The sequence below is a fragment of the Nocardia coffeae genome (genome assembly GCF_019890715.1).
Lineage (GTDB): Bacteria > Actinomycetota > Actinomycetes > Mycobacteriales > Mycobacteriaceae > Nocardia > Nocardia jiangxiensis.
Genome location: NZ_JAINZY010000010.1, coordinates 1 through 16,299, shown reverse-complemented (window position 1 = coordinate 16,299; position 16,299 = coordinate 1). Strand labels below are relative to the sequence as shown.

At 67.3% G+C, this 16,299-nt stretch carries 17 protein-coding genes; 2 read left to right on the top strand and 15 right to left on the bottom strand.

What is annotated here, in order from left to right:
- Positions 1-35 precede the first annotated feature (35 nt).
- The 14 genes from K7711_RS30555 to K7711_RS30490 form a co-directional block, all read right to left on the bottom strand.
- Positions 36-884, bottom strand: coding sequence for an alpha/beta fold hydrolase (locus tag K7711_RS30555; protein ID WP_222973269.1), 849 nt, complete (start codon positions 882-884; stop codon positions 36-38).
- On the bottom strand, positions 884-1,204 hold the full coding sequence (gene fdxA / locus K7711_RS30550) for a ferredoxin (RefSeq protein WP_040832015.1): 321 nt from the start codon (positions 1,202-1,204) through the stop codon (positions 884-886). Before fdxA ends, K7711_RS30555 begins: the two co-directional genes overlap by 1 nt.
- A 4-nt stretch (positions 1,205-1,208) precedes the next feature.
- Positions 1,209-2,219 carry an NAD(P)/FAD-dependent oxidoreductase gene (locus tag K7711_RS30545; RefSeq protein ID WP_222973268.1) on the bottom strand — a complete coding sequence of 337 codons (1,011 nt, stop codon included), beginning with the start codon at positions 2,217-2,219 and terminating at the stop codon, positions 1,209-1,211.
- Positions 2,220-2,370: 151 nt separating this feature from the next.
- Positions 2,371-3,156, bottom strand: a complete 786-nt coding sequence (locus tag K7711_RS30540; RefSeq protein ID WP_222973266.1) for a class II aldolase/adducin family protein — start codon at positions 3,154-3,156, stop codon at positions 2,371-2,373.
- A gap of 11 nt (positions 3,157-3,167) precedes the next feature.
- Positions 3,168-4,004 (bottom strand): ABC transporter permease, encoded by an 837-nt coding sequence (locus tag K7711_RS47910; RefSeq protein WP_308015028.1) that lies wholly within the window; start codon positions 4,002-4,004, stop codon positions 3,168-3,170.
- Positions 4,001-4,807: an ABC transporter ATP-binding protein gene (locus K7711_RS30530; protein WP_222973260.1), complete on the bottom strand. Its 807-nt coding sequence runs from the start codon at positions 4,805-4,807 to the stop codon at positions 4,001-4,003. The genes K7711_RS47910 and K7711_RS30530 overlap by 4 nt, the downstream gene beginning before the upstream one ends.
- On the bottom strand, positions 4,807-5,781 hold the full coding sequence (locus K7711_RS30525) for an ABC transporter substrate-binding protein (protein ID WP_222973258.1): 975 nt from the start codon (positions 5,779-5,781) through the stop codon (positions 4,807-4,809). The genes K7711_RS30530 and K7711_RS30525 overlap by 1 nt, the downstream gene beginning before the upstream one ends.
- 202 nt (positions 5,782-5,983) lie before the next feature.
- Entirely contained in the window at positions 5,984-6,937 is a 954-nt protein-coding gene (locus tag K7711_RS30520) for an NAD(P)-dependent oxidoreductase (protein WP_222973252.1), read from the bottom strand.
- A 105-nt stretch (positions 6,938-7,042) separates the two neighbouring features.
- Positions 7,043-7,915: an alpha/beta fold hydrolase gene (locus K7711_RS30515; protein WP_222973250.1), complete on the bottom strand. Its 873-nt coding sequence runs from the start codon at positions 7,913-7,915 to the stop codon at positions 7,043-7,045.
- Positions 7,912-8,880 (bottom strand): DODA-type extradiol aromatic ring-opening family dioxygenase, encoded by a 969-nt coding sequence (locus tag K7711_RS30510; protein ID WP_222973248.1) that lies wholly within the window; start codon positions 8,878-8,880, stop codon positions 7,912-7,914. Before K7711_RS30510 ends, K7711_RS30515 begins: the two co-directional genes overlap by 4 nt.
- Positions 8,880-10,223: a M20 family metallopeptidase gene (locus tag K7711_RS30505; protein ID WP_222973246.1), complete on the bottom strand. Its 1,344-nt coding sequence runs from the start codon at positions 10,221-10,223 to the stop codon at positions 8,880-8,882. Before K7711_RS30505 ends, K7711_RS30510 begins: the two co-directional genes overlap by 1 nt.
- Before the next feature lie 122 nt (positions 10,224-10,345).
- Positions 10,346-11,635, bottom strand: coding sequence for an aromatic ring-hydroxylating dioxygenase subunit alpha (locus K7711_RS30500; protein WP_222973245.1), 1,290 nt, complete (start codon positions 11,633-11,635; stop codon positions 10,346-10,348).
- A gap of 80 nt (positions 11,636-11,715) precedes the next feature.
- The gene (locus K7711_RS30495) at positions 11,716-12,138 is read right to left on the bottom strand and encodes a hotdog family protein (protein WP_222973243.1); all 423 of its coding nucleotides are present in this window, start codon (positions 12,136-12,138) and stop codon (positions 11,716-11,718) included.
- Positions 12,135-12,620, bottom strand: coding sequence for an FAS1-like dehydratase domain-containing protein (locus tag K7711_RS30490; protein ID WP_222973236.1), 486 nt, complete (start codon positions 12,618-12,620; stop codon positions 12,135-12,137). Before K7711_RS30490 ends, K7711_RS30495 begins: the two co-directional genes overlap by 4 nt.
- A 103-nt stretch (positions 12,621-12,723) precedes the next feature.
- Between K7711_RS30490 and K7711_RS30485 the strand changes: the two genes are divergently transcribed.
- Both K7711_RS30485 and K7711_RS30480 read left to right on the top strand, forming a co-directional pair.
- Positions 12,724-13,575: an alpha/beta fold hydrolase gene (locus K7711_RS30485; protein WP_222973234.1), complete on the top strand. Its 852-nt coding sequence runs from the start codon at positions 12,724-12,726 to the stop codon at positions 13,573-13,575.
- Positions 13,556-14,824 (top strand): multidrug effflux MFS transporter, encoded by a 1,269-nt coding sequence (locus K7711_RS30480; protein ID WP_222973232.1) that lies wholly within the window; start codon positions 13,556-13,558, stop codon positions 14,822-14,824. The genes K7711_RS30485 and K7711_RS30480 overlap by 20 nt, the downstream gene beginning before the upstream one ends.
- Here K7711_RS30480 and K7711_RS30475 read toward each other — a convergent pair.
- Positions 14,787-15,530 (bottom strand): IclR family transcriptional regulator, encoded by a 744-nt coding sequence (locus K7711_RS30475; RefSeq protein ID WP_308015027.1) that lies wholly within the window; start codon positions 15,528-15,530, stop codon positions 14,787-14,789. The two genes, K7711_RS30480 and K7711_RS30475, sit on opposite strands and share 38 nt — an antisense overlap.
- Positions 15,531-16,299 lie beyond the last annotated feature (769 nt).

The following is a 16,299-nucleotide window of genomic DNA, read 5'->3' as shown; positions in this document are numbered from 1 at the left end:
GCCGGATGCCATGAGAGGCACGTCACAGGGTTCGCTCAGTGGACCCGTTTCACAGTGTTTACATCGGCCCCGGTGACCTCGGTCGATGCGAGGAACTCTCGCGTCACCGCGGCTATTGCCGCGGCCTCGCGCTCGATGAGCGCGACGGTACCGTTCTGGATCGTGGCGCTGCGGACCGAGCGGGCCGCGGTGAGGTGGGCGCTCAGCAGCGGGAGGTTGGGCATGGAGAACGGATCCTCGCCCGCGCCGATCAGGAGTACGGGGGCGGTCACCGAACCGATCCGGTCCTCCATCCGGTAGCGAGCGCACGCGCGGTGTCCCTCGGCCGGGTCGACGCCGGGGGCGAGGGCGTCGCGGACGAACCGGTCCAGTAACCCCGCGACCGGTACCGGATAGTACGGTCTGCGCAGTTCCCAGAGCGTCCGCAGATGCGCACCGTCCTCGCTCTGCTGCGCCCGGTCCACACCGGCTCCGGTCGCGTGGTCGGTACGGTAGCGCTCATCCGTCCACGGACAGGACGACAGCACCACCGCGGCGATCCGTTCGCTGCCGGTGGCAGCCAGCTCGAGCGCCACCGCGGCGCCGGTGTGATGCCCGAGAACGGCGGCACGGTCGACGCCGATCGCGTCGAGCAGTTCCCACGCACCCTGGGCGTAGAGCTCGATGGTCTGCGGCGCAGGGAGTTTCGCGCTCGCGCCGAAACCCGCCATGTCCATCGCGATCACGCGGTGCTCGTCGGCGAGCAACGGGATCAATTCCCGGAACTCGTCCCAGGAGCGCGGCGTCTGGTGCAGCAGGAGCAGTGCCGGACCGTCCCCTTGCTCGGCGTAGTGCAGCTGACCGAAAGACGTGTCCGCGTAGGCGAATCGGAGGTTCGCGCCCATCAGTACGCCGCCACCATCGGTGTGTCGACGCCGACCGCGTCGATCTTCGCCGCGCCGCCCGGATTGCCCACCGGCTCGGTCCGGGTCGGCAGGATGTCCAGGAAGAACCTCTTGTTGTCCTCCTTGAATTCCGGTGCGGCCTTGCGGTCCACGGTGATCGCCTCCACCGGGCACGCCAATTCGCATGCGCCGCAGTCGATGCACTCGTTCGGGTTGATGTACAGCTTGCGCTCGCCCTCGTAGATGCAATCGACCGGGCATTCCTCCATGCACGAGCGGTCGGTGTAGTCGATGCAGGCCTCGCCTATCACGAATGCCATCTCCTCAGTTCTCCTGTTCGGTGGAATGCCCCGGGAAGATCTCCGCGTCCGGATCCAGGACGGCCGCCGCGTTGTTCACCGCGGTGGCGGCCTCCCCGAAACCGACCGCGATGAGACGAACCTTCCCGGGGTAGTCGGTGATGTCGCCGGCCGCGTACACGCGCGCGAGGTTGGTTTCCATGCGGGTGTTCACGACGATGTGCCGAGAATCGATGTCGAGTCCCCATTCGGTGAGCGGACCCAGATCCGCGGTGAAACCCAGTGCGGCGATGACGGATTGGGCGGGCAGAGTGGTCGTCGAGCGGTCGAGCTTGTGCGCGATGTCGACCTCGGCGATCCAGCCGTTGCCGCGCACGGCCGCGACGTCGGCGTTGACCAGTACCCGCACCGAGCTGTCGGACACCTTGGCCACGGTCGACCTGTGCGCCCGGAACCTGTCGCGTCGATGGACCAGGGTGACCGAGTTGGCGATCGGCTCGAGATGGACGGCCCAGTCGAACGCGCTGTCGCCGCCGCCGACGATCACCACGTCCTTGCCCTCGTGCACCGACGGGTCGGGAACGAAGTAACTCAGTCCCCGATCGAGGAAGTCCTGGCCCTTCGTCAACGGCCGGGGTGTGAAGGTACCGATACCGCCGGTGAGGACGACCGCGCCCGCGGTGATGGTGCGCCCCTTGCTCGTCGCGACGACCGCATTGCCGGACGCGTCGTGGGACAGGCTCAACGCCTGCTCCCCGAGCAGATAGGTCGGGTCGAACGGCGCGGCCTGCGCGAGCAACCCGTCGATCAGGTCACGACCGCGCACGGACGGAAATCCCGCGATATCGAGAATGGACTTCTCCGGGTACATCGCGCTCACCTGCCCGCCCGGCTCGGCGAGCGCGTCCAGCACCGCAACGCGCAGCCCGCGGAATCCCGCGTAGTACGCGCCGTAGAGTCCCGCCGGGCCCGCGCCGACGACAAGGATGTCGACGCCGAGTTCGGTGGTGGTCGAGAGGAGGGGCGATTCGTTCACAGCGCGAACGCTAATCAGCTTACGGCCCTTGATAAATGAACTCGGTCCGGTCAGCAGACTCCGTCCGGATCGAGTTCGGCGCACGAAACGGGCCCGGCGGCCACGCGACGTGGCCGCCGGGCCCGGCGGATGGAAATGACGGATCGTTTTTTCAGGCGGCGAACAGTTCCGGTTCCTCCGCCGCGATCTTCTGGATGATGGTCGAGTACGCGAACCAGCCGACCTTCTCGGTGCCCACCGCCTCGTAGGTCTGAGCCGCGATCTTGTCGTGCAGGACAACGGGTTCCCCGGCCGCGCGGGCGGTCAGTTCGGCCTGCATCGAGCGTTCCATCGACACGTACCACCACACGGCGCTCTCCACCGAGGTGCCGACGGTCAGATGTCCGTGGTTGGTGAGTATCACGGCCTTGTTGGCGCCGAGCGCCTGCGCGATACGGCGACCTTCCTCCTCGTCCAGTGCGACGCCGTGGTACTCCTCGTACATCGAGTGGTCGTCGTGAAATGCGCAGGCGTCCTGCGTGATCGGGGACAGCAAGCGGTGCAGCGAGGAGAACGCCTTGCCCTGCAATCCGTGGGCGTGCACGGCGCCGACGACCTCCGGCCTGGCCTCGTGCACTTTCGAGTGGATCACGAACGCCGCCCGGTTCAACGGGCCCCGGCCGGACAGGATCGTGCCGTCCGAGGCCACGTGCAGCAGTTCGTCGGGCATCACCGTGGCGAAATGCCGCCCGAAGGGCGCGGTCCAGAAGGTGTCGGGGCGTTCGGGGTCGCGTGCTGTGATATGCCCGGAGATGCCCTCGTCGAGCCCGAACCGCGACAGGATGCGATAGCCGCCGATCACCGCGGTTTTGCGACGCTGCCGTTCCTCGTCGAGATCATCCGATTCCGGGCGGCCCGGAATCCCGGCCAGCTCGGCGATTGTGGAAGGCTGATCCATTGTGGCCCTTTCTATTTGACGCCGTACCGGGACAGGAATTTCGCCGAGAGCAACCGCAGCACGCGGTCGAAGACGAACCCCATGATGCCGAGCACGATGATCCCGACGAACGTCCAGTCGATCCGGCCGTAGTTGCGGGCCTGCCAGATCATCGAGCCGATACCGCGATCGGCGGCCACGATCTCGGCGGAGACGATGGTCAGGAAGCTGTTGCCCATCGCCAGCCGGGCTCCGGTGACGATGCCCGGAACCGCCGAGGGCAACACCACGGTCTTCATCAGTTGCAGCCGGTTCGCGCCCAGATTCGTCGCGGCTTGGAGTTTGTTCTCGCTGATCGCCACCGTGGCCGCGATGGTGCTCACCGTCACGATGAACACCGAGGTGTAGAAGATCAGCACGATCTTGGAGGTTTCGCCGATACCGAACCACACCACCGCCAGCGTGACGAAGGCGATCGGCGGGATGAAGCGGAAGAACTCGATATAGGGATCCAGCAACTGACGCACCAGGTTGACGCGCCCCATCAGGATGCCGATCGGGGCGCCGATCACGACGCCGAGGCTCCAACCGAGCAGGATTCGCTGCGCGGACGCCGAGACGGACGCCCACAGCACGCCGCGCTGGGTGAGTTCGACCGCCGCGGACCACACCTCCCCCGGAGAGGCGATGGTCGTCGGCCCGTACCACCACGCGAGGAAGGACCACACCGCGAGACCGAGCACCCCCGAGGCCACCCACAGCAGCGCGGTGCGGGTCACCCGCCCTGCCGCCGCGAGCGATTTGCGCTGTGTCCGTTTGGCATTCGCATTTCCAGCCGACGCTGCGGGGCGCTGCACGATGGCGGTCACAGCTCGTCCTCCTCGATACCCTGGTTCCGCAACGACGCCACGACCTCGGCGCGGATGTCGTCGCGCAGTTGCTCGTACAGATCGATCACCTCGGGATGGGCGCGATCGCGCGGGCGGGGCGCGTCGACCTGGTAGATGCTCTTGATGCGGGCCCGCGGTCCGGCGGACATGACCACCACGCGGTCGGCGAGCGTGAGCGCCTCGTCGATGTCGTGGGTGACGAACACGACCGTGCAGCCGGTGTGCCGCCAGATCTTGTCCAATTCGATCTGCAGGACCTGCCTGGTCTGCGCGTCGAGGGCGCCGAACGGCTCGTCCATCAGGACCAGCGAGGGCTGGTTGGCCAGCACACGGGCGATCTGAACGCGTTGGCGCATACCGCCCGAGAGCTGCGAGGGAAATTTGTCACCCGAGTGCGGCAGGCCCACCATGGCCAGGTATTCCGCCGCGATCCGTACCTGTTCGGCCTTGTTCGCCCCGTGCATGCGCGGTCCGTAGGAGACGTTCCCGCTGACGGTCATCCACTCGAAGAGCGCCTCCGAACTCTGGAAGACCATGCCCGCGTGCGGGTTGCTTCGCCTGACTGTCGTACCGTCACAGCGGATTTCCCCGACGGTGGGTTCGATGAAGCCCGCCATCGAGGACAACAGGGTCGACTTCCCGCATCCGCTGGGGCCCAGGAGACAGACGAATTCGCCCTCCCGCACCTGTAGATCAATTCCCGAGACGATATCCGCGGCGCCGAAACTTATTCCGAGGTTTTCGATTTCGACGGGAACGCCTTTGATTGCTGTCACACTCATTACGCACTCTTCTTGTACCAGTCGGTGAGCATCGCCGACTGCAGGTCCGGTTGGTCACTGAGGGCGCCGATCTTCTTGTAGAAATCGACGACCGACTGCGCCGACACGATGTCCTGCGCGGTCAGATTGTGGACACCGAAGTCGATTTCCTTGATCGCGGTGATGGTCTGGTCATCGGCCACGTTCACCGCGGATTTCGTCGCCGCCGCGGCAGCCGGCGGATCGGATTCGACGAGCTGCGTGGCCTTGTCCAGAACCTGGGCGACCTTGCGCGCGGTGTCCTCGTGCGCGGCCAGCCACGGCTGGGTCGTGATCGCCCAGTGGTGGTAGAGCCAGTTGTAGTCGCCGGTCCGGGCGACGACATGTCCGGTGTGCTGGCTCAGCGCCGCGGCGGGCCACGGCTCCCACAGCACGTATCCGTCGATGTCGCCGCGGCTCAGTAGCGCGGGCATGTCGGTCGGGGTGGCCGTGATCATCTTGACCGAGTCCGGCCGCACACCGTGCGCTTCGAGATATTTCTCCGTGGAGATCTGGCTCAGGCCGGGAACGATGCCCATTTTCTGCCCCGCGGCCGGTGCATCGATCCCATTGCGCAACACGACTTTGATGTAGTCGCCGGAGGATTCGTAGGAGTACATCGCCCGCAGCGAGGGATTCTCCCGCAGCTGCGCGATGGTGGTGGTGTCGGAGCTGCCCGCGATCTGGACCTGCCCCGTCGAGAGGGCGTCGACGGCCTCACCGCCCCGACCGAACTGCACCAGCTGCACATCCAGACCTGCCTGCTTGAACAGTCCCTCGTGCTCGGCGACGAAGAACGGCGCGTAGGAGGCATCGATGCCCACCGCGATCCGGATCGAACCGCCCGCCGAATCGGCGGTGCTGTGCGTGGCCGGGCGGCTGCACGCGGCGGCCGCCACCGTGGCAAGGACTACCGCTGCGAGGGCAGCGCTACGGAATTGAGATCGCCAGGCCATATACCGACACCTTCGTTCTGTGATCTGGGCCGCATTCGTGCGGTGGTGTGAAGCAACTTAGCCATGTACGTCAGGGCTGGAAATCATCTCGGTCCGCCGAATGAACCCGCAGCGACGGCCTTACGCCGACGCAACATCCAGCACGTCACGGGCACTGATTCCGGAAACATCGCCGCAATATTCCATTGCGGCCGAAGTATTTTCACAGGGTCCAGTGCGGGCGGTCACCCACGCAGACGCGCGCCACGTTCTGCGCCGTCATCGCGTAGATCTTCCGCCGCGCGGTGTCGCTGCCGCCGGCGATGTGCGGACTCAACAGCACGTTGTCCAGGGCGCGCAGTGGACTGTCGGAGGCGAGTGGCTCGACCGCGAAGACGTCGAGCGCGGCGCCCGCCACCGAGCTGGAGCGCAACGCGTCGACGAGCGCCGACTCGTCCACGACGGCGCCGCGCGCGACATTGACCACGAACGCGCCGGCCGGCAGCATCGCCAACTCGCGCGCGGAGATCAGCCCTCGGGTGTGTTCGTTCAGCGGCACGGCCAGGACCAGCACGTCCGTGACCGGGAGCAGATCGGCCATCGGCAGAAACCGCGCCGTTGCGCCGGGGTGAGCGGCGCGCGCAGTGTAGGCGACCTCGCATCCGAACGCGGCGAACAGCGTCGCGCACTGACGCCCGATCGCCCCGAAACCGACGATCCCCACCCGGAGTTCGCCCAGGTCGCGGCAACCGCGCGCGAGTATCCCCTCCTGCGGCCAGCGCCCCGCCGTCACTTCGTCGTGCGCCCACCGCATCGATCTGCTCAGGTTCGCCGCCGCGACGACCGCCCACTCGGCGACCGACGCCGCGTTGGCGCCCGGGGTGTTGGCCACCGGAACTCCGGCAGCCGCCCATGCCGCCACGTCGATGAAGTTCACACCCGCGCCGGGCTGCTGGATCAGCTGCAACCGACGGCCCAGCGCCACCTCCGCGGTGCCCAGCGGTAGCGCACCGCTCCAGTCGCCCACGACGACATCGGCGGTCGGCAGCAACCGGTGCAGTGCGGTGACGCTACGCGCCGCCGGACGGACGACGTGCCCGGCCGCGCCGACCGCATCGCGGATGCGCTTGCCGAGTGCGTCGTCCTCGTCCGCGGTCAGCAGCACGATGCGCTTCATCGATCCGTTCCTTCTCGAAAGTCGTTGTACCGCAGCCATGAACGGGCGGTGGCCGGTCATGCACCACCATGCGTGACCGGCCACCGGTATCGGCATCGCCCTGTCTCAGGCCGGTGCCGTGGCTTTCGCGGACGCTTCGGCCAGGAAGTCCAGGCTCAGCGGGTTGTACTGCTCGGCCTGCTCGTGCTGCGGCCAGTGGCCGCACTCGGGGTAGAGCTGCAGCCGCGCGCCGGGGATGTCCTCGGCCATCTTCTTGGCCTCCGGGACGTCACCGAAGGGATTCTCGTGGCCCCAGACCACGAGCGTCGGCGCCTGGATGCGCGCGAGCCGGTCCGGCCGCAGCAGGTTGCGTTGCCGAATCTCCATCTCCTGCAAGGACAGCAGGTTGTGGATGTTCGCGACGAAATCGGGCTGATGATAGATCCGGTGCCGGACTTCGACGAGTTCCTCGGTGGCATCGGCCGGATCGTGCATCAGCAGCCGCAGCCGGTCCCGCGTCAGTTGAATGTCGTTGCTGCGCACTGCTTTCGTGGTGGAGGTCTTGATGCGATCCATGATGGCGGGGTTCGCGACCGTGCCACCCGCGGCGAGCAGCTGCAGCGACAGCACGCGCTCGGGAAGCTCACTGGCCAGATGGGCGGCCACCCAGCCGCCGAGCGACTCACCCACCAGATGTGCCCGCTGGATTCCGACCGCGTCGAGGTAGTCGACCAGATGCTCGACGTAGCGCGGGATTTCGTAGGGATAGTCCGGTTTGCCGGTGTAGCCGTGTCCCAGCATGTCGATGGCGTGGCATCGGTACAGCGGCGCGTGCGCCGGGATGTTGCGCGCGAACGCCTCGAGATGGCCGCTGGTGCCGTGCAGGAACACCACCGATTCCTCGCCCGTGCCGGCGCGCAGCGTGCGGGTGGGAATACCGTTCGCGTCGACGGTCGTCAGGCTGAAGTCGAGCCCGGCCAGTTCGTTCCAGATTGTCATGATCGTGTCCTTCGTGATGACGAGTTGCGATGAGAGGGGTCGAGAACGGCGACGCCCATTCCGGTGAGCCATTCCGGAATAACCTCGTAGACAAGGCGTTCCGCCGGGATGTAGTCCAGGATCGCGGCCATCATCAGCCAGGTGCGCAGCTCCTGCGCGCCGTTCCCGGCCGCCTCCTGGACATAGGTCGTGGTGTACTCGGCGAGTTCGGCCGCCTTGCCCGCCGCGAAGAGATCGAGCAGGTGATCATCGAACTCGGGCGTGATGGCGGCCTGCGCGGCCCGGATGATCTCGCGGCGGCGCACGTCGTAGTCCGACCAGTTCTCCCGGCCGTCCAGCCACGCTCGGACCATGAAATCCTCGTCCTCGCCGTGCGGGTCGCGCCAGTCCGGCCAGGGCAACCGGTGCGAGAGCCCACCGGACGCGATGACGACGACCCGCTTGTCCGCCGGGAAACTCGCGATCGCCGCGCGAATCGCGGTGGCGAGTTCCGCGGACCGCGCGAAGGTGGGCAGGGGTGGCGCGAAAACGTTGACCACCAACGGCACGATCGGCACATCGAGTCCGTCGAGCAGGTACTGGATCGCATGGGACTGCCCGTGATCGATCTGCAGCCGCGCCGAGTACGCGAGATCGAAACGGCCGCTTTCGATCACGGTGTTCGCCAGGTAGCGGGCGAACTCGACGTCGACCGGCTGCGGCCCCTTCGGTGTTCCGGATTCGCCGCTCGAAATACATTCCCCCACACCGAGAGTGAAGGCCGGAATGAGATCCAGCCAGAATCCGCGGAAGTGGTTGGAGCCGATGATCAGCGCGACATCCGGTGCGGCGGCCGCGATCCGTTCCCGCGCGGCGTACAGAGCGTCGCGGAAACGCTCGGCTTGCGCCTTGTGCGTGGTCTGCTCCCAGTGGGTGTTCATCAGAGTGCTGTGCGAGGCTCCGACCCCCAGCACGATCGTCGCCATCAGGCCATCCCTACTTCCTCGAGACTCCGGGTGACCGTGTCGAGTGCGACACGGACCAGATACTTGGTGAGCTTCTCCGCGTCCCGCAGGTCCACCGTGTTCATGCCCATCGCGAAATCGACCTCGAACGGGGCGTCCACGACCTTCGGCATGCCGACCCGCACGGCGGGAATCCCGCGGCCGCGCAGGATGTTCGCGTCGGTCGCGCCGCTCGCGTCACGGAACTCCCGGTGCGGAACGCCTTCGGCCGCTTCCCATGCCTCGACAGCCTTGCGGCACAGCCACATCCGTGGATCCGAGCCCTCACCCGGGATCGCCAGTATCTGCTCCACGTCGACGCGGATATCCAACTCGGCGGCGATCCGCCGCACGGCCGCGACCAATTCGCGTTTGGCCGCGGTGGGCGTGGTGCGCGGGCTCAGGCGCAGATCGACCATCATGCGCACGCAGGCCGGGGTGAACGACGCGGTGCGCTCCCAGCCGCCGCGGATGTTCGCCACCATGCCCTGCGGCTGGACGAGCCCGTCGTCGTGCGCTCGCGAGTACTGCGGAAACCATTCCTCGAGCCGGGTGGCCACCGCTCCGGCCAGGGCCACCGGGTTCCGGTACGGCAACCGGTGCCGCGAGCCCACGTACGTGTGGCTGCCGTGCACCGTGATCTCGAACCAGGCCAGGCCGACCTCTTCCCACGAGACGGTCCACCCCGGTTTGGCGATGAGGGCGTAATCCGCCCACACCCCCTGTTCGAGCAGGAAGGAGCAGCCGACGCCCTGACCGGTGTTCCGCCGCGGATTGCCCACGCCGGGACGAGCATTGGTCGGCATCCCGCCGGCCCCGAACCCCAGCAGCAGGTCTCCGGTGAGCGGCACGCCGGCCGCCCGGATCGCCTCCCCCGCGGCCAGCACGCAGGCGGCGTGCCCCTTCGGGTTCGAGGCGCCCAGCCCGATGACGTAGTCCTGGACCGTCGTGGCTCGCGCGACCATGTCGGCGCGCAGCGATTCACCGACCCACGGCAGATCCTCGTCGGGGTCACCCGTGGTCACGGTGTCGATCGGTGCGTACAGCAGCAGATCCGGTCCGGTGCCGTCGCCGCGCACCCGGCCCCACGAATTGGCTTGGCGGTCATCGAGATACATCGTCTGCGATTCGATGTCCGCCGCGGCCAGGGTGGTGGTGATGTGCCGGGCCAGCGGCGCCTCGTCACCGGTGGGACTCGCGATGTCGACGAGGCCGGTCAGCAACTCGCGCAACCGGTTCCGGTCCACCCGTGCGCAAGCCGCCTCGGCCCAGCGGCGTCGGCGGGGGTCCAATCCGGCCAGCGCATCCGCTTCCGCGACGGTCATCGACGAACCTGGTGTACCTGGGTGTTGCTGTGCCGCGCGAGGATCCGCCACACGGCGGGCGCGCCCACGACGGCCGCGCCGCCCGCGACGAAGGCGATCAGTGTCTTGAGCATGTACTTCCCCTATTCACTGGACGGGACGGAGCGTGCGGAGGCCGCCTCACCGGTGCCGTTCTGTTTCGCGGATGCCCGTCGCGCCCGCGCCTGCGCCACCGGTTGCTTGACGAATTCGACAGCGGCCGTGAGCTTTTCGGCGTACTCCTCTTCGGCGAGATTGCGCCAGACGGTCAGCGAGACGTCGGGCCGGTACAGTTTTTCCGGCGGCGCGTCGGTGACCTCGACCATCCACGCGTCCTGCCCGGAGAACTGACCGTGGAACAGCCAGCGAATCGCCCCGAGGTACTTCGCGTAGAAGCCGAGCTTGTGCACCCCGGTCACGAAATTCACCATCAGACCGACATATCGGTGATTGTCGTCGTCGACCGGCACGTAGAACTCGTAGTGGATGAAGTTGGGGTAGGAAATGCGCAGCACGCCGGGCATGGACAGGGACGCGAAGCCCGGGAAGTTCTGCGCCGCGATGACCGGATTCACCTCCAGTCCGGCGCCGACGTTGCCGATCTGCGAGACCTTCGTCTCGTCCGGCCGCTTCTTCCACCACCGCTTGTTGGTCCACGTCCCCACGCCGGGGAATTCCGCCTCCCAATACACCTCGTCCTGGACGCGGTAGATCCATCGGCCCTCGCGCACGATGCGGGTGATGTTCCAGGTCGGCATCGGCTTGAACAGCCGCCACAGCGAGGTGCGGTGCAGATATTTCGCGTGCCCCTCATCGAAGCCGTTCTCACACGCGAAACGCCAGTTACCCGCGCGCGGCTGAATACGACCGCCGACGATGCCCTCGTTCTCGACGAGTTCGCGCGGCAACTGCTCGTCCAGCGGCGGGGCGGGCTCGCGGGTGATCGGGATGTAGACCCAGACCAACCCCAGCCGCTCCTGCGCCGCGTACGTCTGCACCTCGACCTTGCCGCAGATCTTCGAATCGGGGCCGTCGGTGATGACCGCGACGAGCTTGCCGTCGGTCAGGCGATAGGTCCAGCCGTGGTAGGGGCAGCTGACCGTGCCGGGGAACTGCTGGTCGCCTTCCGACAACGGCACCCCACGGTGCGGGCAGCGGTCGTGCAGCGCGTACACCTGCCCCGCGTCCCGGATGAGTGCGAGCTTCTCGCCGCAGATCGTGTAGCTCTGCGGGGTTCCGGTGATGTGGTTGGACCAGGTGACGGGATACCAGTAGCCGCGGTACCCGCTGCCGGCCGCGTTGTACTTGGGCCAGGCCGTCCAGTCCTGCCTTCCGGCCGCACGCGGACGCTCAGGCACCTCCTGCGCGGCTTTCGGCGCCTCGACACCAGTCATGTGAAGTCCTCCCGAGACGAGATGAGTGATAGTGCGAATACTCGGCGAGTCCTGGCCGGACGCCAACGGATTCGGTTTGCTCAGCAGACCGGGTCCGCGTGTGCGACCACCACGGCCTCACCTTCGGCGCACAGCACGCCGTCCCCGGTGTGCTCCCGCAATTCGAGCGTGACGAGCCCGTCGGCGATCTCGCCGACGACGCCGGTCACGACGAGCTCACACCCCACGTACGCGGGCGCGCGGTTGCGCCATCCCACGGAGACCACGCCGCTCGGCCCGCCGGCGAACTCGGCCGCCGCGCGGAACAACAACGCACCGTGTAGCTGGGCCATCACCACGGGCGCGTCCAGGCCCTCGCTCGCGGCGTGGACCGGGTCGTAATGGATGCGATGCGCGTTGTGCGTGAGAGCGCCGAAGCGCAGCAGGCGCACCGGGTCGGTCCGCAGCACGACAGGCTCGATGCTCTGGCCTGTGACGGCATGCGCACTGTGCGGGGCCGTCATCGGACGATGAACCGTTCGGTGACGGTGGCCAGTACTCCGGCCCGCGCGGCTCGAAAGACCTTCGACACCGTCATCAGGAGAAACTCCGAGCCCGGCCGGCCTTTGCACGCCACGTCATCGAGCGTGCGCCGCACCGCGATCGGATCCCCGAGCGGCGTCTGCCGATGGAAGGCGATGCTCTGCCCACCCGCCATCAGGCGGACGTCCAGTCCATCGGTGCCGGGGACCTCGTCGCGGAACATGCCGTCTTCGCGGTAGTCCCCGTCGACGCCGCCGTCGGGCCCGCGCAACAAACTGGGCAGGTACAGCGGATGCACCTGGAAGCCCGTCGATTCGGGGTCCAGCAGCCGGGGATCGCGTTCGCCGCACGCGCGCGCGAAGGCCACCGCCTCGGTAACTCGCAACGGGCCGAGATCGCGGTGCTCGACGGCGCCGAGGAGGGCGCGAGCCCGATCCCGGGCCGTTCGCAGATCTGATCGCATGCGCCGCAAGCTAACCGCGCGCACCGGGGCACGGCCACAGACCGGGACCGCCCAGCGGACCCCGATCCTTCACACCACTCGCGAAATGACGTCAAGTGTGCGCATGGCTCAACTACCGAACAGCTTGTACGCCGACGCGGCGGGCGTGAAGTTCCACTACCACGACCTCGGCGCCGGGAGTCCCACGATCTTCCTGCACGGCGGCGGACCGGGCTGCACCGCGTGGTCCGACTTCGGTCCTGTCGCACCGCTTTTCGCGCGTGACCGCCGGGCGATACTGGTCGACATCCTGCAGTACGGCCGGTCGGAGAAGTGCACGATCACCGGGCCGATGTGGGATTTCCACGCGGCGAAGATCGTCGCGCTGCTGGACGAGTTGGCCATCGACCGCGCCGACTTCGTCTGCAACTCGTGGGGCGGGACGATCGCGCTCAACCTCGCGGCCAAGTACCCCGACCGGGTGCGCGCACTGGTGATCACGGGCAGCATGCCGGTGTTCCACGGTCCGCTCGCTCCGCTACCGGAGAACGGCCACCGCGGCCGGACGGCCCGGGACGTCTACTACGGCGGAGAAGGTCCTACCCGGGAGAAGATGCGTCAGCTGATCACCCGCCTCGAGTGGTTCGACGGCGACAAGCTCCCGCGCGAGACCCTCGACATGCGCTACGAACAGAGTCTCGACCCGGAGGAAATGGCTCTCGCGGCGGCGTCGGACAACCCACGGGGTGACTGGCAGGATCTCACCGCCGAACTCGGGATGATCACCGCGCCGGTGTTGTTCGCCTGGGGAATGTACGACGCCTTCCTCACGCCGGACTACCCGTTGATGCTGGCCAGAATGATCGAGCACGGGCACCTGTACGTGATGGACAAGGCGTCGCATCACCTCCAGGAGGAACGGCCGTACGACTACTACTCCGTGGTGACCGGTTTCCTTGACCAGCAACATCCGTGACGCGGTCCCGGTGCGCCCGCCCGAAGGCGCGGACCGGATTCGACTCGTGCTCGTCCTGGGGGTGCTGACCGCGCTCGGGCCGTTCACCGTGGACATGTATCTGCCTGCGCTGCCGACGATTTCGGCACATTTCCATACGACCGACACAGCCGTGCAGCTCACCTTGACGGGCACGTTGGCGGGACTGGCGATCGGCCAGCTCGTCGTGGGCCCGCTGTCGGACAGCTATGGGCGGCGCAGGCCACTGCTCGTCGGCACCGCTGTGCACGTCTCGGCCTCGGTGGCATGCTTCTTCGCACCTTCGGTCGCGGCACTCGGCGCCCTGCGCGCTCTCCAGGGTTTCGGCGCCGCCGCGACGGGAGTGATCGCGATGGCGGTCGTGCGCGACCTGTTCGTCGGTCGCGCCGCGGCGGTCGTGCTGTCCCGGTTGATGCTGGTGATGGGTGTCGCGCCCATTCTCGCGCCATCGGTCGGCGGGCTGGTGCTCAGCGCGGTCTCGTGGCAGGGGGTGTTCCTCGTACTGGCCGGGCTCGGTGCGGGCATGATGCTGCTCGGCGCCTGCGCCCTTTCCGAGACACTGCCGCCCGACGCGCGCGCCGAACGCGGAATCTCGCACGCGCTCAACGGATATCGCACCCTGATCGGTGATCCGCGGTTCCTCGTCCTCGTGTTGGTGTGCGGGTTGGGCCGGTCGGTCCTGTGGGCCTACATCGCCGGGTCGTCCTTCGTGATGCAAGGCCAGTTCGGGCTCACGTCGCAGACCTACGGTTTCGCCTTCGCGGCGGGGGCGGTGGTGTTGATCGGCGCGTCCCAGTTGAACGTCGTGCTGCTGAAGCGATGGTCCCCGCTGTGGATCAGCCTGGTCTCGCTGCTGGTCAGCACGACGGTCGGTGTGGCGTTCATCGTCCTCGCGGCAACCGCGACCGGCGGGTTCGCCGGTTTCGCGCTGCCGGTCCTGGCCCTGCTCGGCGCCACCGGATTCGTGATGCCGAACGTGCCCGCACTGGCGTTGTCCCGGCACGGCGCGATCGCGGGCACGGCCGCCGCGATGGTCGGCTTCGCACAGTTCGGCGCGGCGGCCGTGGTCGCACCGATCGTCGGGCTGCTGGGAAATACCAGCCTCGCGGTGGCGATCGTGACGACCGCATCGGCCGGGCTGGGTTTCGCCGCTCTGGGCGCGGTGAGCAGCAGGCGTCCGCCGGTCCCGGGCGCTACGCCGAGCGCGCGAGAGAGCCCAGTGTCCGGGTGATGCCGGCGCCGGCGGTCTTCAGCGGGCCGGACATCCGCTCGAGTCGCATCCGTGCGGTGGTGGTGGACATGCCGACCGCTCCCACCAGCGCCGAGTGCGACCCGAACACGGGCACCGCCGCGCTCACCACACCGACGGCTACTTCCTCGGCCTCCACCGCGAGCATGTTCCGCCGGATCGTGACGAGTTGGCGGTGCAGATGCGCCGCCGACGCGACCGTCCGCCGCGTGAAGGCCGGCAGCCCGTTCTCGACAACCCCGGTGACCACATCGGCGGCGGACAACGCGAGGATCGCCTTGCCCGTCGCGGTCGCGTACAGCGGCAGCCGTCCCGCGACCCGAGACGGCATCTTGATCGCGCCGTGGCCGACGATCTTGTCGATATAGAGGACGTCGAACCCGTCCCGAATCGCGAAATGCACCGTCGCACCGGTCGCGGCATGCAGTTCCTGCAGGTACGGCAGGGCCGCGTCGCGCAACATCCGTTGCGTGGGCACCAGCTGCCCGAGTTCGAACAGACGCAGGCCGAGACGGTAGCTCGTCCCGGATCGTTCGAGAACACCCCACTCGACCAGCGCGGTCGCCAGCCGGAACGTCGTAGCCTTGGCGACCCCGCTGCGGCGTGAGAGTTCGGTCAGTGACAGCTCCCCCGCCTCGGCATCGAATGCCTCGAGCAGCAATTGCGCCTTACCCAGTACCGTTTGCACGATCGCCTCCACGAACTCGGGCGGTCCACTCTCCAGACCAGGTCTGCACACCATACCGTTTGCCCGCATTGCGATCCATGGGGGATTTCGCCGCAAAAAAGTAAGGACAGGCTGCACAAAAGTCAGCGCGGCGAAAATTGCTGACGAATTCCCAGGGCGTCCGGTCGCCACCTCGCCGCCGCTGCGGCCGGACCAGGACACCCCTACACACGATGCGATCGAAGATGTCTTCGCCAGCTCCGAGGGCTCGCCTCGCACACCGCAGCGCGGAGCCGAGCGCAGCAAGGCCTCGGCCGCAATGGCACAGACCCAGAAGCATCTCAGCTCACAGTCCGCTTCACACGCTGCAGCAAACCGACCACGTACACACCCCGGCGTGTCGCAAATTCAACACGCCGATCAATTTTCGCCGCAGCATCCTTTCAGCAATCTCGCATCTCTGAGTCCAGCCGTTCCGCCACCAGGTCCGGAACGAAGTCCGGTCCGAGACCGTCAGGGTCTACCTCGAATACGGACGAGCGCAGCACAGCCACCGCAAGTTTCTGCATCCCGAATAAAGTCAGGCGACATACGTTGCAAGCAAACGTCTCTGGGACCTCCGGATGCCCCAGTCGGCGGTGTGCGCGATCTCTACGTCAGGCAGGCTTGGATCGTGGGCGTACTCGATGTGGGGTTCCGGATCGAGTGCCTGATTCGTACAAACGAAACCCACCCTTTCGACAGGCCGATGAGCAGAGCCAGGCCAGCATGCCAGCTGCGAGTCCTGTAT

Bases quoted from the DNA above. Each gene is read 5' to 3' on its own strand.
- K7711_RS30555 (WP_222973269.1), bottom strand. From the start codon at position 884: ATGGGCGCGAACCTCCGATTCGCCTACGCGGACACGTCTTTCGGTCAG.
- fdxA (WP_040832015.1), bottom strand. From the start codon at position 1,204: ATGGCATTCGTGATAGGCGAGGCCTGCATCGACTACACCGACCGCTCG.
- K7711_RS30540 (WP_222973266.1), bottom strand. From the start codon at position 3,156: ATGGATCAGCCTTCCACAATCGCCGAGCTGGCCGGGATTCCGGGCCGC.
- K7711_RS30530 (WP_222973260.1), bottom strand. From the start codon at position 4,807: ATGAGTGTGACAGCAATCAAAGGCGTTCCCGTCGAAATCGAAAACCTC.
- K7711_RS30525 (WP_222973258.1), bottom strand. From the start codon at position 5,781: ATGGCCTGGCGATCTCAATTCCGTAGCGCTGCCCTCGCAGCGGTAGTC.
- K7711_RS30520 (WP_222973252.1), bottom strand. From the start codon at position 6,937: ATGAAGCGCATCGTGCTGCTGACCGCGGACGAGGACGACGCACTCGGC.
- K7711_RS30515 (WP_222973250.1), bottom strand. From the start codon at position 7,915: ATGACAATCTGGAACGAACTGGCCGGGCTCGACTTCAGCCTGACGACC.
- K7711_RS30510 (WP_222973248.1), bottom strand. From the start codon at position 8,880: ATGGCGACGATCGTGCTGGGGGTCGGAGCCTCGCACAGCACTCTGATG.
- K7711_RS30505 (WP_222973246.1), bottom strand. From the start codon at position 10,223: ATGACCGTCGCGGAAGCGGATGCGCTGGCCGGATTGGACCCCCGCCGA.
- K7711_RS30500 (WP_222973245.1), bottom strand. From the start codon at position 11,635: ATGACTGGTGTCGAGGCGCCGAAAGCCGCGCAGGAGGTGCCTGAGCGT.
- K7711_RS30495 (WP_222973243.1), bottom strand. From the start codon at position 12,138: ATGACGGCCCCGCACAGTGCGCATGCCGTCACAGGCCAGAGCATCGAG.
- K7711_RS30490 (WP_222973236.1), bottom strand. From the start codon at position 12,620: ATGCGATCAGATCTGCGAACGGCCCGGGATCGGGCTCGCGCCCTCCTC.
- K7711_RS30485 (WP_222973234.1), top strand. From the start codon at position 12,724: ATGGCTCAACTACCGAACAGCTTGTACGCCGACGCGGCGGGCGTGAAG.